This is a genomic window from Pseudomonas sp. efr-133-TYG-103a (assembly GCF_030209235.1).
Classification (GTDB): domain Bacteria; phylum Pseudomonadota; class Gammaproteobacteria; order Pseudomonadales; family Pseudomonadaceae; genus Aquipseudomonas.
Genome location: NZ_JARVSK010000018.1, coordinates 31,818 through 50,140, shown reverse-complemented (window position 1 = coordinate 50,140; position 18,323 = coordinate 31,818). Strand labels below are relative to the sequence as shown.

General features: G+C 61.3%; 14 protein-coding genes and 2 pseudogenes. 10 read left to right on the top strand and 6 right to left on the bottom strand.

Annotated features, from left to right (window positions below):
* Positions 1 to 604: 604 nt before the first annotated feature.
* Together QRN36_RS16350 and araD1 are read left to right on the top strand one after the other, a co-directional pair.
* Positions 605 to 1,780 carry an L-rhamnonate dehydratase gene (locus tag QRN36_RS16350; RefSeq protein ID WP_285425008.1) on the top strand — a complete coding sequence of 392 codons (1,176 nt, stop codon included), beginning with the start codon at positions 605 to 607 and terminating at the stop codon, positions 1,778 to 1,780.
* Positions 1,781 to 1,916: 136 nt separating this feature from the next.
* Positions 1,917 to 2,912 (top strand): AraD1 family protein, encoded by a 996-nt coding sequence (gene araD1, locus QRN36_RS16345; protein WP_285425007.1) that lies wholly within the window; start codon positions 1,917 to 1,919, stop codon positions 2,910 to 2,912.
* A 127-nt stretch (positions 2,913 to 3,039) separates the two neighbouring features.
* Here the strand turns inward: araD1 and QRN36_RS16340 are convergent, their stop codons facing one another.
* From QRN36_RS16340 to QRN36_RS16330, 3 genes are all read right to left on the bottom strand, one after another.
* Positions 3,040 to 4,332 (bottom strand): MFS transporter, encoded by a 1,293-nt coding sequence (locus tag QRN36_RS16340; protein ID WP_285425006.1) that lies wholly within the window; start codon positions 4,330 to 4,332, stop codon positions 3,040 to 3,042.
* A 604-nt stretch (positions 4,333 to 4,936) separates the two neighbouring features.
* Positions 4,937 to 6,022, bottom strand: a complete 1,086-nt coding sequence (gene trmA / locus QRN36_RS16335) for a tRNA (uridine(54)-C5)-methyltransferase TrmA (protein ID WP_285425005.1) — start codon at positions 6,020 to 6,022, stop codon at positions 4,937 to 4,939.
* Complete coding sequence (locus QRN36_RS16330) at positions 6,019 to 7,311, bottom strand: NCS2 family permease (RefSeq protein WP_093469765.1); 1,293 nt, start codon at positions 7,309 to 7,311, stop codon at positions 6,019 to 6,021. Before QRN36_RS16330 ends, trmA begins: the two co-directional genes overlap by 4 nt.
* 252 nt (positions 7,312 to 7,563) lie before the next feature.
* On the opposite strand from QRN36_RS16330, the gene QRN36_RS16325 reads away from it, so the two are divergent.
* The 4 genes and pseudogenes from QRN36_RS16325 to choX form a co-directional block, all read left to right on the top strand.
* Positions 7,564 to 8,088: a (2Fe-2S)-binding protein gene (locus QRN36_RS16325; RefSeq protein ID WP_093469767.1), complete on the top strand. Its 525-nt coding sequence runs from the start codon at positions 7,564 to 7,566 to the stop codon at positions 8,086 to 8,088.
* Positions 8,085 to 9,071, top strand: coding sequence for a xanthine dehydrogenase family protein subunit M (locus QRN36_RS16320; protein ID WP_285425004.1), 987 nt, complete (start codon positions 8,085 to 8,087; stop codon positions 9,069 to 9,071). The genes QRN36_RS16325 and QRN36_RS16320 overlap by 4 nt, the downstream gene beginning before the upstream one ends.
* 11 nt (positions 9,072 to 9,082) lie before the next feature.
* Positions 9,083 to 11,290, top strand: a complete 2,208-nt coding sequence (locus tag QRN36_RS16315) for a xanthine dehydrogenase family protein molybdopterin-binding subunit (RefSeq protein WP_285425003.1) — start codon at positions 9,083 to 9,085, stop codon at positions 11,288 to 11,290.
* Positions 11,291 to 11,583: 293 nt separating this feature from the next.
* Positions 11,584 to 12,453 (top strand): annotated as a pseudogene (choX, locus tag QRN36_RS16310) (choline ABC transporter substrate-binding protein); the annotation flags it as partial.
* Here the strand turns inward: choX and QRN36_RS27610 are convergent.
* Positions 12,448 to 12,567: pseudogene (locus QRN36_RS27610) on the bottom strand (hypothetical protein); the annotation flags it as partial. The pseudogenes choX and QRN36_RS27610 sit on opposite strands and share 6 nt — an antisense overlap.
* Before the next feature lie 90 nt (positions 12,568 to 12,657).
* Between QRN36_RS27610 and QRN36_RS16305 the strand changes: the two are divergent.
* The 4 genes from QRN36_RS16305 to QRN36_RS16290 all read left to right on the top strand — a co-directional run bounded on the left by QRN36_RS16305 (position 12,658) and on the right by QRN36_RS16290 (position 16,686).
* Positions 12,658 to 13,587 (top strand): alpha/beta hydrolase, encoded by a 930-nt coding sequence (locus QRN36_RS16305; RefSeq protein WP_285425001.1) that lies wholly within the window; start codon positions 12,658 to 12,660, stop codon positions 13,585 to 13,587.
* A 407-nt stretch (positions 13,588 to 13,994) separates the two neighbouring features.
* Complete coding sequence (locus QRN36_RS16300) at positions 13,995 to 15,434, top strand: cytochrome ubiquinol oxidase subunit I (protein ID WP_285425000.1); 1,440 nt, start codon at positions 13,995 to 13,997, stop codon at positions 15,432 to 15,434.
* 3 nt (positions 15,435 to 15,437) lie between these two features.
* Positions 15,438 to 16,445 (top strand): cytochrome d ubiquinol oxidase subunit II, encoded by a 1,008-nt coding sequence (cydB, locus tag QRN36_RS16295; RefSeq protein WP_285424999.1) that lies wholly within the window; start codon positions 15,438 to 15,440, stop codon positions 16,443 to 16,445.
* Between the two features lie 58 nt (positions 16,446 to 16,503).
* On the top strand, positions 16,504 to 16,686 hold the full coding sequence (locus QRN36_RS16290) for a DUF2474 domain-containing protein (protein WP_285424998.1): 183 nt from the start codon (positions 16,504 to 16,506) through the stop codon (positions 16,684 to 16,686).
* 92 nt (positions 16,687 to 16,778) lie between these two features.
* Here the strand turns inward: QRN36_RS16290 and QRN36_RS16285 are convergent, their stop codons facing one another.
* Together QRN36_RS16285 and QRN36_RS16280 are read right to left on the bottom strand one after the other, a co-directional pair.
* Positions 16,779 to 17,903 (bottom strand): class I SAM-dependent methyltransferase, encoded by a 1,125-nt coding sequence (locus tag QRN36_RS16285; protein ID WP_285424997.1) that lies wholly within the window; start codon positions 17,901 to 17,903, stop codon positions 16,779 to 16,781.
* A 145-nt stretch (positions 17,904 to 18,048) separates the two neighbouring features.
* Entirely contained in the window at positions 18,049 to 18,294 is a 246-nt protein-coding gene (locus QRN36_RS16280; RefSeq protein ID WP_093469783.1) for a helix-turn-helix transcriptional regulator, read from the bottom strand.
* Positions 18,295 to 18,323 lie beyond the last annotated feature (29 nt).

The following is an 18,323-nucleotide window of genomic DNA, read 5'->3' as shown; positions in this document are numbered from 1 at the left end:
GGAGCGTGGCTTGCCCGCGATCTGGCGCGCAGCGGCAGCAGAATCGGATGACGCGATTCACCAGGCAGACCGCATAGCCCCGATTCACGGCGACTGCGTCGCCGATCGCGGGACAAGCCACGCTCCCACAACTTCACAACGCCACAATCCCTTGTAGGAGCGCGCTTGCCCGCGATCTCCCACAAGTTTTGCGTTTGATACAAAAACCTGGCAACGCCACAAATCCCTTGTAGGAGCGCGGCTTGCCCGCGATCTGGCGCGCAGCGGCAGCAGAATCGGATGACGCGGTTCACCACGCAGACCGCATAGCCCCGATTCACGGCGACTGCGTCGCCGATCGCGGGACAAGCCGCGCTCCTGCAGCGGGTGCGTCACGTCCCTATAACCCCCACACCTATTAACTATCGCTACCCATCACCTGTAGCTATCACTGGATACGCATAAGTGATTAGCCGAGCCCTTGCGCGGCTGGCTAAATTCTCTCATCGACACGCGATGCAGAGCCTGCGGCGAACTGCAGCGGATCGAACGACAACTACAAGAAGCCCTGTTCCGAACCCCGCGGAATCATTGGGCACAACCAGCAGTGGCAAGGACCCTCCTCATGAAAATCAAAGCAATCCGTACCCGCGTATTCGAATGGAAAGGCAAAGTCGTGCCACCTCAGGCGCATTTCTGCACCAACGCCAGCGACATCCTGTTCGAGCGCGGCGATGCCATGGGCTCGTTCCGTTTCCACGGCTGGCTGGTCGTGGAAGTCGAGACCGACAATGGCCTGGTCGGCATTGGCAACTGCGCGCTGGCGCCGCGTGTGGCTAAAGAAATCATCGACACCTACCTGGCGCCGATCGCCATTGGCGAAGACCCGTTCGACAACGAATACATCTGGCAGAAAATGTATCGCCAGAGCCACGCCTGGGGCCGCAAGGGCATTGGCATGGCGGCGATCTCGGCGATTGACATCGCCATCTGGGACATTATGGGCAAGGCCGTGAACAAGCCGGTTTTCAAACTGCTCGGCGGGCGGACCAAAGAGAAGATCTGGACCTACGCCTCCAAACTCTACGCCAACGACAATCTGGACCTCTTCCTGGAGGAAGCGCAGGGCTATCTGAGTCAGGGCTTCACAGCGATGAAGATGCGCTTCGGCTATGGACCCAAGGACGGCCCGGCCGGCATGCGCCGCAACATCGAGCAAGTCCGTGCGCTGCGCGAACTGGCCGGCCCCGACGTCGACATCATGCTGGAATGCTACATGGGCTGGACCCTGGAATACGCGCGCCGCATGCTGCCCAAGCTCGCAGAGTTCGAACCGCGCTGGCTGGAGGAACCGGTGATTGCGGACGACCTCGAAGGGTACATCGAGCTGAAGAAGATGGGCATCATGCCGATCTCCGGCGGCGAGCATGAGTTCACCTCGTATGGCTTCAAAGACATGCTCGAACGTCGTGCGGTCGACGTGATTCAGTACGACACCAACCGCGTCGGCGGCATCACTGCAGCCCGCAAGATCAACGCCATGGCGGAAGCCTGGTCGGTGCCGGTCATCCCGCACGCAGGCCAGATGCACAATTACCACCTGACCATGTCCACCACCGCGTCGCCGATGGCCGAATTCTTCCCGGTGTTCGACGTCGAGGTCGGCAATGAGCTGTTCTACTACGTGTTCAAAGGCGAGCCGCAGCCGGTCAACGGCTACATCCAGCTGGACGACAACAGGCCGGGCCTGGGCCTGGAAATCTCCGACGAATACCTGAGCGAGTTCAACATCATCGAGTGATGTCGATCGCTAGCCCATTACGACGACGCAGACCTGTAGGCGTGAGCTTGCTCGCGAAGAAGACGTTGAATCCGACGCATGGGTGGCGTTCGTTCCACAGGTTTACATCGTTCACACTTTTTCGGAGTTTCAGACCATGCGCCTGATTCAATTTGAAAACCCACAGGGACAGCGCCAGGTCGGCGTTGTGGAAGCTTCGCGGATCGATGTCGTCCGCAACACGACCAGCACTCGCGAACTCGCCTTGGCGGCGATTCGCAGCCGGCGAAGTCTGCAGGCTGAGGTGCAAGACCGCGGCACCGAGCCGGGTCCTGACTACGCGCCGCTGCTGCAGAGTGGCCGGCTCCTGCCACCGCTGGATCACGAAGATCCTGCCCACTGCCTGATCAGCGGCACCGGTCTGACCCATCTGGGCAGCGCGTCGGCCAGGGACAAGATGCATCAGCATGACGGTCAGGTCGAAGCCGGTATGACCGATACCATGAAGATCTTCAAATGGGGCATCGAAGGCGGCAAGCCGGATCATGGCCAGATCGGCGCGCAGCCCGAATGGTTCTACAAGGGCGACGGCAGCATCGTCGTGCGTCCGGGCGGCGACTTTCCGGTGCCGCCGTTCGCAGAAGACGCGGGCGAGGAGCCTGAGCTGACCGGGCTGTACGTCATCGGTGACGACGGCCAGCCTTATCGACTCGGCTACGCGCTGGGCAACGAGTTCTCCGATCACGTCATGGAGCGGCGTAATTACCTCTATCTCGCTCATTCCAAGCTGCGTTACTGCGCGTACGGGCCCGAGTTGCGCATCGGTGAGTTACCCCGACATCTGGCGGGCATGAGCCGCATTATTCGCAACGGCGAGGTGATCTGGGAGAAGGAGTTTCTCAGCGGCGAAGACAACATGTGCCACAGCCTGGCGAACCTTGAATACCACCACTTCAAGTACGCGCAGTTTCTGCGCCCTGGCGATGTGCACATTCATTACTTCGGCACCGCCACGCTGTCATTCGCCGATGGCGTGAAGACGCAGCCCGCAGACCGCTTTCAGATCAGCCTGGAGGCGTTCGGGGCGCCGCTTGAAAACGGTATCGGCGAAGGCCCGCGTCCGGTGGCAATCGGTCAGATCAAAGCGCTTTAAGGGAGGCGAAGGGCCCCGTGATGTCATGCATCACGGGCGCCGGGATCAGCAGCGTTCCGCTTCATCGGCGCCTTGGCCGTATTGGACGAGTGCGCGCTCTGCGGATCGGCTGCGTTCGACGGTCCTGTCAGACTCGTGCAGTCTGTTTCTCAGTGACTTCGGCGGGCGAGGCATCCGCAAAGCGATTCACCTGACGCAGCGCCTTGAAGCCCACCATCCACGTCCCCACCACGCCCAGCGTGCACAGCCCGCCAATCACCGCTGCGGGCACTGCGCCCCAGAGCGCTGCGCTGCTGCCGGCGCGGAATTCGCCCAGTTCGTTGGAAGAGCCGATGAACAGCATGTTCACGGCGTTGACCCGGCCACGCATGTCATCGGGCGTCGAGAACTGCACCAGCGTCGAGCGGATGTACACGCTGACCATGTCCGCTGCCCCGGCGATCATCAGCGCCAGCAGCGACAGCCAGAACAGCGTGGACAGCGCGAACACCAGGTTCGCCAGACCGAACACCGCCACCGCGATGAACATGACCATGCCGACGTGACGGTCGAACGGCCGCACGCTCAGGTACAGGCCGGTCGCGACTTCGCCCAGACTCATCGCGCTGCGCAAGGCCCCGAGCCCCTGCGGACCCAGATGCAGGACTTCGTGCGCGTAGATCGGCAGCAGCGCTACCACGCCGCCCAGCAACACGGCGAACAGATCCAGCGAGATGGTCCCGAGAATGATCGGACGCGACCGAATGAACGCGATGCCGGCAGTGAAGCGTTTCCACGCCGTGGATTCGAGGATCTGCTTCTTCCCGGCGTACAGCACCGGTACCCGGGTCAGCAACAGCACGCCGGCGATGAAGCTGGCCATGCACACCGTATACGTCAGCCCGCCGCCACCGGCGGCATACAAGCCACCGCCCACCAGAGGGCCGGCAATCGTGGCGATGCGCATGATCATGCTGTTGGTGGCAATTGCCGACGCCAGTTTTTCCCGAGGCACGACCTGCGGCAACAGGCTCTGCAGGGCGGGGCCGGTGAAGGCCCGGGCGCAGCCGAACAGGGCGAGCGTGGCGTAAATGAGTCGGGTGTCCTGGTGATGCGTGACCGAGAACAGCATCAGCATCAGGCTGCAAAATGCCTGCACGCTCCAACTGATGGTCAGGATCAACTTGCGGTCATAACGGTCGATCAGGTCGCCTGCGGGCATGAGCAACAGCAACATGGGAATGAACTGCGCAAGACCCACATACGCCAGCGAAATCGGGCTACGCGTCATGTCGTATACCTGCCAGGCGACGACCACGGCCTGGATCTGCATGGCGAACACGGCGGCAAGGCGGGCCGTCAGGAAAGCGAAAAAGCCAGGCTGGCGAATGACGCTTTCAGAGGAGGATTCTGAAGCTGGGGCAGGCGATTCGGAACTCAAGGCAGGACATCCATCAAATCGAAAGACGGCCGAGTGTTATACACCTGTAAGCAGATGTGTGCCGCTTACTGTCATAAATTTAATGATGAAAGCGGCGGGACATAAGGCCTGTGCATACCCCAAGGACCTGGCCCAGCGCTGTAGAACCGGCTTCAGCCGGGAAGAGGCCGGTGAATGCTTTAGAGATGCGGCGTCTGGAAATCAGTCATCGCGAGCAAGCTCACTCCCACAGGATTTGTGTCTGGCCGGAGCATTCGGCAAGGGCCGGAGATTCGCGTACGTGTGAGCCAACTGTCTTTAATGCACCCTTCGATTAACGCCGTAACCCCCGCCGCCTTCCCGGCTAAAGCCGGTCCTACGAAAAGCTCGCGGCGTCCGTAGGACCGGCTTCAGCCGGGAGGATACCGGTGAATGCTGTAGAGATACGGCGTCTGGAAATAAGCTATCGCGAGCAAGCTCAGTCCCACATGTATCTCCGGACAGACACAAACCTTGTAGGAGCGAGCTTGTTCGCGATGGCGTCGGTGCATTGAACATCGATGCACCTGACACGGCCCGTCGCGAACTCGCTCCCAGAGTGCGGATATGACACAGGAACAGCAGATCAGCGCCGAACCAGCAACACGCCCGATTCCATGTGGTGCGTATACGGAAACTGGTCGAACAGCGCGCAGCGCTCCACCCGATGGGTGTCGTGCAGTTGAGCGATGTTGGCGGCCAGGGTTTCCGGGTTGCAGGAGATATACAGAATGCGCTCGAACCGTCGGGTCAGCTCGCAGGTGTCGGGGTCCATCCCTGCGCGAGGTGGATCGACGAAAACGCTGCCGAAGTCGTAGCTTTTCAGATCGACCCCTGCCAGACGGCGGAATGGACGCACGTCATTGAGCGCCTCGGTCAGCTCTTCGGCGGACAGACGCACCAGCGTGACGTTGTCCACCGCGTTGTCCGCCAGGTTGCTCAGCGCTGCATTGACCGACGTCTTGCTGATTTCCGTCGCGAGGACTTTGCGCACCCGTGTCGCCAGCGGCAAGGTGAAGTTGCCGTTGCCGCAATACAGCTCCAACAGGTCATCGTCACGCTGGCCCAGTGCTTCGTAGGCCCAGCTCAGCATCTTCTGGTTCACGGTGCCGTTAGGCTGGGTGAACGCACCTTCCGGCTGGCGATAGCTGAAAGTGCGGCCCGCGACTTCCAGCTCTTCGGTCACGTAGTCGCGACCCACCACCAGGCGCTGGCCCTTGGAGCGACCGATGACACTGACGCCGAGATCTGCCGCCAGTTGTTCGGCCTCCAGCTTCCAGGCGTCATCCAGCGGGCGGTGGTAGCACAGCGTGATCATGCCGTCGCCCGCCAGCGTGGTCAGAAAATCCACTTGGAACAGCTTGTGATTAAGCGTCTTGCTGGCTTCCCAGCGTTCGCGCAGCACAGGCATCAGCGCGTTGATCTGCTGACTGGCGATCGGGAAATCATCGATCAGGATCGGAGTGTGCTTGTCGCCGGGAGCGAACATCGCATAGTGCCGCTTGCCGTCGTCGCGCCACAGGCGGAACTCGGCGCGCAGGCGGTAATGCTCGCGCGGCGAATCGAACACCTGAGCTTGCGGCGCGTCGAACGGCGCGAGCAATTCACGCAGACGGTCGGCTTTTTCATCGAGCTGAAGGGTGTAGCTCGAAGGGTCGAACGTAGAACTCATGGATAGAAGCCCAGCTTGATCACGAACAGGATCGACAGCACGACCAGCGCCGAATTCAGCTCACGGCCGCGTCCCGACAACAGCTTGATCACTGTCCAGGAAATGAAACCAAAGGCGATGCCGTTGGCGATGGAGTAAGTGAACGGCATCGCCAGCGCGGTGATGACCACCGGCGCGGCTTCGGTGATGTCGTCCCAGTTGATTTCAGCCAGGCCCGAGGTCATCAGCACCGCAACGAACAACAGCGCAGGCGCCGTGGCGAACGCCGGAACGCTGCCGGCCAACGGTGCGAAAAACAGCGCCAGCAGGAACAGCACGGCAACCACGATGGCTGTCAGACCGGTACGACCACCGGCACTGACGCCGGCCGCCGATTCGATGTAACTGGTGGTGGTCGATGTGCCGAGCAGTGAACCTGCCATGGCGGCGGTGCTGTCGGCGATCAGGGCGCGGCCCATTTTCGGCATATGACCGTCCTTGCCCATCAGCCCCGCGCGCTTGGCGACGCCGATGAGGGTCCCCGAGTTATCGAAGAGGTCAACGAACAGGAACGAGAAGATCACGCTCACCAGACCGATGTTCAGGGCACCCGGAATGTCCAGCTGGAGGAAGGTCGGCGCCAGCGATGGCGGCATCGAAATCACGCCGCCAAACGGCGAGAAACCCAGCACGATGGAAATCACGGTGACGGCGAGAATGCCGATCAGCACCGCGCCGCGCACTTTCAGGGCGTCCAGTGCCACGATCAGTGCGAAACCGAGCGCGGCCAGGATCGGTGCCGGCTTGGCCAGGTCGCCCAGACCAACCATGGTCGCCGGGTTGCTGACCACGATTTCGGCGTTGTGCAGCGCGATCAGTGCCAGGAAAAGGCCGATACCGGCGGCGATCGCCGAACGCAGGGGCAGCGGGATGCTGTTGATGATCCATTCGCGGATCCGGAAGATCGACAGCAGGAAGAACATCACGGCCGAAATGAACACCGCGCCCAGCGCCACTTGCCAGGTGTGGCCCATGTGCAGCACGACGGTATAGGTGAAGAAGGCGTTCAGACCCATGCCCGGCGCGAGTGCGATCGGGTAGTTGGCGATCAGGCCCATGACTGTGGAACCGATGGCGGCGGCAAGGCAGGTGGCGACGAAGATGGCGCCCTTGTCCATGCCGGTCTCGCCGAGAATGCTCGGGTTCACGAACAGGATGTAGGCCATGGCCAGAAAGGTGGTGACCCCGGCCAGAATTTCGGTGCGCACATTGGTGTTATGTGCATTGAGTTGAAACAGCCGCTCCAGCATGTATGGCTCCCCGGTGACGCTCCGCGTCATTTATGTAATCGACTAAAACAGCAAAGCACAGCTAGCCGAAACGGCTTGCACAAATTCTGCCACTTGCAAAAAGCGGCGCATCATACCAGCGTCCCCCGCGATCCCGCACGCTCATCACAAACCGTGAACGTTTGCCAAAACCCGCAAGTCGTACCCCTTAAGACGCAGAGCATCACATGGCTATCAACTGCGCTGAACGAGTACCTACCGTGAGGTTTCCCCATGAGCGCGACGAACCAACAGGCCTTCGCAGAGCACACCATTGCCCTGACATTGAACGGCCAGACCAGACAACTGGAAGTACAGCCCTGGACCACCCTGCTGGACCTGCTGCGTGATCAGCTGGATCTGGTGGGTACCAAGAAAGGCTGCGATCACGGCCAGTGCGGCGCGTGCACCGTGTTGCGCGATGGCAAACGCATCAATGCCTGCCTGACACTGGCGGTGATGTGCGATGGCGCCGAGCTGACCACTGTCGAAGGTCTGGCCAGCGGCGATGTGCTGCACCCGATGCAGCAAGCCTTTATCAAGCATGACGCTTTTCAGTGCGGCTATTGCACGCCAGGTCAGATCTGCTCGGCCGTGGGCCTGGCCAATGAAGGTCGTGCGCGCACCGACGATGAAATCAAAGAATTGATGAGCGGCAATCTGTGCCGATGCGGCGCCTACAGCAACATTCGCGCAGCGGTCGAAGAGGTGTTGCCGCAGATGAGCGCGGCGCCAGACCAGGGAGGGCGTGGTCAATGAATCCGTTCAGCTACAGCAAGCCAGAAGACGTCAGCCAGGCGATCGACCTCGCAGGGCCGGCCAGTCGTTTCATCGCGGGAGGGACGAACCTTCTGGATCTGATGAAGGAAAACATCGCTCGCCCCGAGCATCTGATCGACATCACCGGGCTGCCGCTCAAGGAAGTGCGCGAGACGGCCGGCGGCGGAGTGATGATCGGCGCTTTGGTCAGCAATGCTGACCTGGCCTGGCATCCCTTGATCGAGCAGCGCTACCCGTTGCTGTCTCAGGCGATTCTGGCCGGTGCGTCGCCGCAGTTGCGCAACATGGCAAGCACTGGCGGCAATCTCTTGCAGCGCACCCGCTGCTACTACTTCTACGACGCAAGCGTGCCGTGCAACAAACGCGAGCCAGGCAGCGGTTGTCCCGCCAAAGACGGCTTGAACCGGATTCACGCAATCCTTGGCGCGAGCGCCGAATGCGTCGCCACCCATCCTTCGGACATGTGCGTGGCGCTGGCGGCGCTGGAAGCGGTGGTTCACGTCGAAGGCCGCGCAGGCAAACGCACCATCGAATTCGCAGATTTCCATCGTCTGCCCGAGGACGCACCGCAACGTGACAACCAACTGGCCGACGATGAGCTGATTACCGCCATCGAGCTGCCACCGGCGAGGTTCACCCAACACAGTCATTACCTGAAGATCCGCGACCGCGCGTCCTATGCCTTCGCCCTGGTCTCTGTCGCTGCAGCGTTGGAGCTGGATGGCGATGTGGTCCGCGATGCGCGCCTGGCATTGGGCGGCGTTGCGCACAAGCCGTGGCGCGACAAAGCAGTGGAGCAGCTGTTGGTGGGCAAGCCGGTGTCCCGTGAGAATTTCGTCGCGGTGGCCGATGCGATGCTGCGCGATGCTCAGCCGCTCGCGCACAACGCTTTCAAGATCAAGCTGGCGCGTCGCGCGATCGTGCGCGCCTTGAGCGATGCCGCTGTGGGAGGGCAATCCTGATGAACGCGAAAATGTCTCCACCTGAAACCACGTCGTCGCTGGGGCAACCGATGGACCGTGTCGACGGTCTGCTGAAAGTTACGGGGCAGGCGCGTTACGCCGGCGAATACCAGGAACTGGGCCTGCTGTACGCAAGCGTGGTCTCCAGCACCATCGCCAGCGGACGAATCGTCAGCATCGATACCTCAGCAGCCATGCAGGTGCCGGGGGTGGTTGCGGTGCTCGACCATACCAATCGTCCGCACATCGCCAGTTACGACAAGGACTACACCGACGCCGATTCAGCAGAAGGCTCGCCGTTCCGGCCATTTTACAACGACCGCGTGCTCTACAGCGGCCAACCTCTGGCGCTGGTGGTCGCCGATACGCTCGAACTGGCTCGCTATGCCGGGTCGCTGGTGCGCATCGAATACCAGGTCGATGGCCATGAGACCAATCTGGCTGCCGTGAAGGAAACGGCCCACACTGCGCCAGCCGAAACGCCGAAGCCTCGGGGCGATTTTCAGGCCGGTTTCGCCGGTGCGGCGGTGACCATGGACGCCCACTACACCACGCCGAACGAACACCACAACCCGATGGAACCTCATGCGTCTACCGTGCTGTACCGCGACGACGGCTGCCTGGAAATCCACGACAAGACCCAAGGCCCACAGAACTGTCAGGACTATCTGCACAAGGTATTCGGCCTGGGCAAGGACAAGATCCGGATCTTTGCAGCGTTTGTCGGCGGTGCATTCGGTTCCGGCCTGCGTCCCCAATATCAGTTGCCGCTGGCCGTGATGGCGGCTTTGCACCTGAAGCGTTCGGTCCGCCTGACGCTGACCCGCCAGCAGATGTTCACCTTCGGCTACCGCCCCAATACCTTGCAACGCCTGCGCCTGGGTGCATCGGCTGACGGCAAACTGGTCGCTGTCGGACACGATGTGATCGGCCAGACGTCGCGGTTCGAGGATTTCACCGAGCACGTGGTGGAGTGGAGCGGAATGCTCTACCAGTGCGACAACGTGCAGCTGACTTATAAACTGGCGCCGCTGGACGTCTATACGCCGCTGGACATGCGCGCGCCGGGCGCTGCGTCGGGCATGATCGGGCTGGAGTGCGCCATGGATGAGCTTGCCTGCGCGGCGGGCATTGATCCGGTGCAACTGCGCGTGGTCAATTTCGCCGAGCGCAACGGCAACGAGGACAAGCCGTATTCCAGCAAAGAGTTGCGCGCCTGCTACGAGCAGGGCGCTGAACGTTTTGGCTGGAGCAAGCGTAATCCTGAGCCACGCAGCATGCGCGAAGGTCGCCAGCTGGTCGGTTGGGGCATGGCGGGTGGCGTGTGGGAAGCCATGCAGATGAAGGCCAGCGCCAAGGCCAGCATCGACAGCGATGGCAAACTGACCGTCAGCAGCGCGACCACCGACATCGGGACGGGAACCTACACGGTCATGACGCAGATCGCGGCCGAAGCGGCGGGCGTGATGCCGCAGGACGTCACCTTCGTGCTGGGCGATTCGTCGTTGCCGACAGCGCCGCTTCAAGGCGGCTCTTTCACGGTCTCGTCCGTGGGGTCCGCGGTCCAGCAGGCCTGCCGCGCATTGCGCGCCAAATTGCTCGACGCCGTGCGCATGGCCAATCCGCAATATGCTGTCGTGGACATGGAAGACGTGGGCTTCGGCGATGGCTATCTGCATATCGACGACCAGCGCTTTTCCTACGCCGACATCGTCCGAGACTCCTCCCATGACGTGCTCGACGTTCAGATCGACTGCGAACCGGACGAGAAACGCGAAGGCTACGCGACCGCGACCCATTCGGCAGTGTTCGCCGAGGTACGGGTCGATGAAGACCTGGGCACCGTTCGCGTCAACCGCGTGGTCAGTGCAGTGGCGGCGGGAAGGGTCGTCAATCCGAAGATGGCGCGCAGTCAGATACTCGGTGGCGTGGTGTGGGGCATCAGTCAGGCCCTGCAGGAAGAGTCTCAGACCGATCACAACCTGGGGCGCTTCATGAACCACAGCCTGGCCGAATATCACATCCCGGTGAACGCCGACATCGGCGACATCGATGTGCTGTTCGTCGAGGAGAACGACAGCATCGTCAACGACCTGGGCTCCAAAGGGGTCGGCGAAATCGGCATCGTCGGTGTGGCTGCCGCGATCGCCAACGCCATCTTCCACGCTACCGGCAAGCGGGTTCGGGAGTTCCCGATTACGCTGGATAAAGTGCTGTAACCACAGCGCCTTGCACAGGCACGCACCGACCCGCGTCTGCAACGCATCAGGCTTATAGAGGGAAGCCTGATGTGTACCCGCCGCGGGCGGGTGCGATCCTGCAATCTGCTCATCCTCACTGCTCATTCAATGTCGCCCCAGTGCAAGCACAGGTCGCGCTGGTGCGCTTCGTGCAGGGGGCTGCTGCGTAATTTGCATCTACGCGGCAACATTCGAATTGCCGTGGGTCTTGAAGCCTTAGAAAACTGCCGCAAAGAGCTGAATAAAATAACGAGCCGACCCGAGGAGCACGCATGAAGAGATTTATTCGTCACATCAGTTGCGGTGTGTTGATGCTGAGCAGCACCGTGTTGCTGGCGGCGGAGCCAGCCAAGTGCCAGAGCGTGCGCATGGGCGTGGTCAACTGGACCGACGTGGTCGCCACCAGCGCCGTCGCGCAGGTCTTGCTGGAGAACATGGGTTACGACGTCAAACAGACCAGTGCGGCCCAGCAGATCGTTTTCGGGGGCCTGCGTGACGATCGTCTCGACGTGTTCCTGGGCTACTGGAAACCGGCGATGGACAAGAACATCGCGCCGTTCGTGGCCGCCAATCAGGTGAAAGTCCTCGACGCCCCAAGCATGAGCGATGCCCAGGCAACGCTTGCCGTGCCCGATTATGTGGCCGCAGGCGGGCTGAAAACCTTTGCCGACATCGCCAAATTCAAGGACAAGCTCGGTGGCAAGATCTACGGCATCGAGCCGGGCACCGGCGCCAACGCCAACATCAAAGGCATGATCGACAAGAACCAGTTCGGGCTCGGCGGTTTCCAGCTGGTCGAATCCGGCGAGGCGGGCATGCTGGCGGCGGTTCAGCGTGCGATCAAGCGTAACGAATGGGTGGTATTCGTCGGCTGGACCCCGCACCCGATGAACATCAACATGAAGATCGCCTACCTGACCGGCAGCGAAGACGTGTTTGGCCCGGACGAAGGCGCCGCGACCGTGTCAGTGGTGACCGCCCCGGATTACGCGACCCGTTGCCCGAACGTCAGTAAACTGATGAGCAATCTGAAATTCACGGCGGCGCAAGAGAGTCAGATGATGGTGCCGATCATGGACCGCAAGGCGCCGAACGATGTTGCCAAACAGTGGCTCAAGGATCATCCGGACGACATGCGCCGCTGGCTCGATGGCGTCACCACGTTTGACGGGAAGGATGCAGTGGCTGCCGTACAGGTTGCCGTCAACAAATAAGCGGCGCACTGGCTGATCACCTGGCAGTCCGGCCTGTCGGCAGCGTCCTCAGTGACGACTGCCAACAGGCCGGACTGCTTCGTGCGCTTGTCGGCTGCGCTTGAGCGGTTCAACGCTGAGGGGAGCGCTGTCATGCCTTACCGACTTTCAACCGCCATGGCTGACTTCATTGCGCGAACGCTGAGCTTCAGCAGCGACGCGCCTGATTTCAATGACCAGCGCCGTGCTTATTCGCGCATGTGCGAAGCCTTCACCCCGGCGCGCCCGGAAGGGCTGGAGGTCCGGGATTTCACCTTGGCTGGCGTGCCCGTGCGCAGCTATCGGCCGCATCTTCTTTCCCCTGAGCACCCGGCGCCGTGCGTGGTTTACCTGCATGGCGGTGGCTGGGTGGTGGGTGACCTCGATTCCCATGACTTCCTGACCGCCGCGCTGGCAGCCGATCTCAATGCGGTGGTGATTGCCGTGGATTACCGTCTGGCGCCGGAGCATCCGTTTCCGGCCGGTTTCGGCGATTGCCTGGCAGTCTGGCATGCGGTGCAGATTCAGGCCCAACGGCTGGATATCGATCCGCGTCGGGTGGCCATTGCCGGAGACAGCGCGGGCGGCAATCTTGCCGCCGCCGTCTGCCTGGCGTTGCGTGATGCCGGCGACCGGCAGCCGGTGGGTCAAGCCCTGATTTATCCCGCGCTGGGCGGCGCGGATAACCTGCCTTCGCGTACCGAATGCGCTGACGCGCCCATGCTCAGCACCGCTGAGCTGGCGTTTTATGATCAGCTCTACATGAAGGAGGGCGAGCGTTCATCCTACGCCATGCCGCTGCAGGCGACTGACTTCCGCGGTCTGGCGCCAGCATTTATCGCCGTCGCCCAATTCGATCCGCTCCGCGACGACGGCGTCTGCTACGAGCGCGCCCTGCGCGAAGCGGGCGTCACGACTGAATTCGATGCGGGGCCGGGGCTGGTGCACGGCAGCCTGAGGGCGAAGGGACTGGCGCCGGAGGTCGACGATCTCTACCGGCGACTTGTCTCGGCTTTGCTGGGATTTATTCGTTCGCCGTTGTAGGCAATCACCTCGGGGAAGACGGCTCACGGCAGCCGGATCGCCCCGGCGAAATTGCCCGGCCCGCGCGGCAGCCCTGCGTGTCGGGCGCCGTGCGATCCTTGCCAGAACACTCAACTGATCCGATCACACGCGAACTGCTCTGCATCTGAAGGTGAGGCAACTCGCCACGCGACAAAAGACCACGCGGAGCATGTGACAAAATGAGACTACTCTTTGAGGGTCGGTTGACCTGAATCAATGTCTTTACACGTATTGATTGACCGGGCCGCTTGACACAACTCCCGCGTCAACAACCTGAGCGCGAACCAAAAAGAACAAACGCACAACATCGCACTCAATAAATCCGTGGGGGCAGATGCTGCAGGCCCCGAGGTCTGAAGCCGGTTTCACCTGATAGAGGAAGACCTATGTTCGGTTTAGAGGCACTCGATCTCGCCCGAATTCAGTTTGCATTCACTGTTTCATTTCACATCCTGTTCCCTGCCATCACCATCGGTCTGGCGAGCTTCCTTGCCGTGCTCGAAGGCCTGTGGCTGAAAACCCACGACAATACCTACCGCGACCTCTACCACTTCTGGTCCAAGATATTTGCCGTGAACTTCGGGATGGGCGTGGTCTCCGGGCTGGTCATGGCGTATGAATTCGGCACCAACTGGAGTCGATTTTCCGATTTCGCAGGGGCGATCACCGGCCCGTTGCTGACCTATGAGGTGCTGACCGCCTTCTTCCTGGAAGCAGGCTTTTTGGGAGTCATGCTGTTCGGCTGGAACCGCGTGGGTCGTGGGCTGCACTTCTTCGCCACTGCGATGGTCGCAGTCGGCACGTTGATCTCGACCTTCTGGATCCTGGCCTCCAACAGCTGGATGCAGACGCCTCAGGGCTTCGACATTGTCGATGGTCGCGTCGTGCCGGTTGACTGGCTGGCCGTCATCTTCAACCCGTCGTTCCCTTACCGCCTTGCGCACATGGCAATTGCCGCGTTCGTCGCCACCGCTTTCTTCGTCGGCGCTTCGGCGGCATGGCATTTATTGCGCGGTCGCGATAACCCGGCCATTCGTCGCATGTTGTCGATGGCCATGTGGATGGCGCTGATCGTCGCGCCGATTCAGGCGATGGTCGGCGACGCCCACGGTCTGAACACCCTGGAACATCAACCGGCCAAGATTGCCGCCATTGAAGGGCACTGGGAAAACGTCGGTGACGAACCGACCCCGCTGATCCTGTTCGGCATTCCGGACATGAAAGAGGAAAGGACCAAGTACGCGATCGAGGTTCCTTACCTTGGCAGCCTGATCCTGACCCACAGCCTGGATAAACAGATTCCGGCGCTCAAATCGTTTCCACCAGAAGACCGTCCTAACTCCACCATCATTTTCTGGTCATTCCGGGTGATGGCTGGCCTGGGCATGCTGATGATTGCGGTCGGTCTGTGGAGCGCCTGGCTGCGCTGGCGCGGCGGGTTGTACAGCAACCGGCTGTTCCTGAGGCTGGTGATGTGCATGGGGCCGTCCGGTCTGATCGCCCTGCTGGCAGGCTGGTTCACCACTGAAATCGGGCGTCAGCCATGGGTCGTCTACGGCCTGATGCGCACCGCCGATGCATCGTCCAACCACAGCGTCGGGCAGATGAGTCTGACCCTCGTGCTGTTCGTGGTGGTGTACTTCGCGCTGTTCGGTACTGGCTTCGGCTACATGATGCGTCTGGTGCGCAAAGGGCCGAAAACCCATGAAGGCGATGATACGCCGCATGGCGGACCTGGCCAGCAGCGCACACCCGCACGTCCTCTCTCCGCCGCCCATGAAGGCGACGGCGAAGGCGAACCTTCCAGCCTGCGTGAGGGGAACTGAGCCATGGGTATCGATCTTCCACTGATCTGGGCCGTGATCATCATCTTCGGCATCATGATGTACGTCATCATGGATGGCTTCGACCTCGGGATCGGAATCCTCTTTCCGTTCATGAAGGACAAAACCGACCGTGACGTGATGATGAACACCGTCGCGCCTGTCTGGGACGGCAACGAAACCTGGCTGGTGCTGGGCGGTGCGGGCCTGTTCGGCGCGTTCCCGCTGGCGTACTCGGTCGTCCTCGAGGCGTTGTATCTGCCGCTGATCTTCATGCTCATCGGCCTGATCTTCCGCGGCGTGGCCTTCGAGTTCCGCTTCAAGGCCACCGATGCCAAGCGTCATCTGTGGGACAAAGCGTTCATCGGCGGCTCGCTGGTGGCGACGTTCTTCCAGGGCGTGGCGCTGGGCGCATTCATCGACGGCATTCCGGTGGTAAACCGGGCCTATGCCGGCGGCGGGCTGGACTGGCTGACGCCGTTCTCGCTGTTCTGCGGTCTGGCACTGATCGTGGCGTACGCGCTGCTGGGCTGCACCTGGCTGATCATGAAAACCGAAGGTGACCTGCAAAAGGCCATGCACGACCTGGCGCGTCCGCTGGCGATCGTTCTGCTGGTCGTGATGGCGATCGTCAGCCTGTGGACGCCGCTGGCGCATCAGGACATCGCCGATCGCTGGTTCAGCATCCCGAACCTGTTCTGGTTCATGCCGGTTCCGGCGCTGGTGCTGCTGACCCTGTATGGCCTGTTCAAAGCGGTGGCACGCAACGCGCATTACACGCCGTTCCTGTTGACGCTGGTACTGGTCTTCCTCGGCTACAGCGGTCTGGGTATCAGCCTGTGGCCGAACATCGTGCCGCCGTCGATCTCGATCTGGGACGCCGCATCGCCGCCCCAAAGCCAGGGCTTCATTCTGGTCGGTACGCTGTTCATCATCCCGTTCATCCTGGGTTACACCTTCTGGAGCTACTACGTGTTCCGCGGCAAGGTGACCCACGAAGACGGCTACCACTGAGTACGGTCCGCGCCGATGCGTGCTGCATCGGCGCGGGATTTGAGACGAGGGTCCTGTGATGTCTGGCAAAGAATCTTTTCACGATAAACCTGCCCACGAAGAAGATCCCGCCAAGAACACGCCGCTGTGGAAGCGACTGGGCTGGCTGGCGATCATCTGGGCCGGGAGCGTCTTCGCGCTGTTCATCGTCGCCACCCTGTTGCGCATGTTCATGACGGCCGCCGGGATGAAGACTCACTGAGCGCGTCTTGCGCATTAAAAAACCCGCCTCGGCGGGTTTTTTAATGGCCGGCCATTCATTCGTCTGGCCAGACGCTGTGCCTGCAGTCGAGATTACTTGCGCGCTTTGAGAATGACGAATTTGGGCGTCGCCGCCACTTGCTCGACACCCCTGAACAGCCGTGCCAGTTTGCTGTGATAGCCCAGATGCCGGTTGCCGACGATGTACAGCGATCCCCCCGTTACCAGCGCCGAGCGCGCTTGCTGGAACATCCGCCAGGCAAGGAAGTCGCCCACGACCTGCTGTTGATGGAAGGGTGGATTGCACAGCACCACATCGAGCGAATCGGCTTCCTGGCCCGCCAACCCATCGGCGGCCCGGATCACCGCAGGTCGCTCACTCAGCGCCAGGTCCCAGTTCTCCCGGGCCGATTGCACGGCCATGAACGACTCGTCCACCAGCGTGTAATGGGCATCCGGGTTCGCCAGCGCGCTCGCGATCGCGAGCACGCCATTGCCGCAGCCCAGGTCAGCCACCCGCGCCGATCCCAGATTGTTGGGCAAGTGGGGCAGAAACGCACGGGTGCCGATGTCCAGACCATCGCGGCAGAAGACGTTGGCGTGGTTGATCAACTCGATCTTCGGATCGTCCAGCGTGTAACGGGTGGGGAAGGGTGAAGCCTGGAATGGCTTGTCTTGCGGTGTGCAGAACAGCAGCCGCGCCTTCTTCACCGCAAGCGATGCCTGCACCGGCCCGATGTATTCCTCCATCAGCTCGCCCGCCGAGCGCGGCAGGTGCTTGATCATGCCTGCCGCAACCACTTTGGCGTTCGGCGCCAGCTGGCCTTGCAGACGAATCAATTGCTCCTCAAGCAGGGCAAGGGTTTTCGGGACGCGGATCAATACCCAGTCGAAGGGCCCCTGCAGCGGTTCGCTCGCAGGAATCACCGGCACGGCATCGTAGGCCTGATCGTTGCGCACAAGATTCTTCTCGAGCGCCTGCACGCCCAGAAACGAGTCGGTACTACTGAACACTGCCGCGTGGGGCGCCAGACTGGCGGCCAGTGCGCCGAAATTGTCATTGAGCACCAGCACGCGGGTCTGAAGCGTCAGCCCATGTTCGGCCACATGATTGAGCAAGTATTCGTCAGCGGCATCGAAAGCCTGCAAAGGCTCGTCCGACTGCTCCGGCTGGCGGATCAGGTCAAGCTGGGCAAAGGGCGTGGTAAGCAGGGGCATGAGCGGAAAAATCCATCGTTGAGGACGCAATCAGAATCGGCGTGGGTCACGTAAGCGCCGCAGTGATCGGGCTCGCGAAAAGCGCCGATTTTACGTGTTTTCTGTGCGTTCGTATCCGAGGTTTTTCCAGTCGGGGCCGCGTGCCTCAAAACAGCCCTCTGCGGGCTGCTTTCACCACTGCGCAGGTCTTGTTGGCAACGCCGAACTTTTGAATCGCGCGGCCAATGTGATAGTTCACGGTGCGGGTTTTCAACTCCAGAATCATCGCGACTTCCGCTGCTGTCTTGCCTTCGGCGGACCATTTCAGTACTTCGACTTCTCGTACGGTGAGGCCGTCGTGCTCAGCACTCACGACCTCCATGCGTGAGGTTGCAGCCATCATGTCTTCCATCATCAGCCTCCAGGCCGGATCGCGCTTTC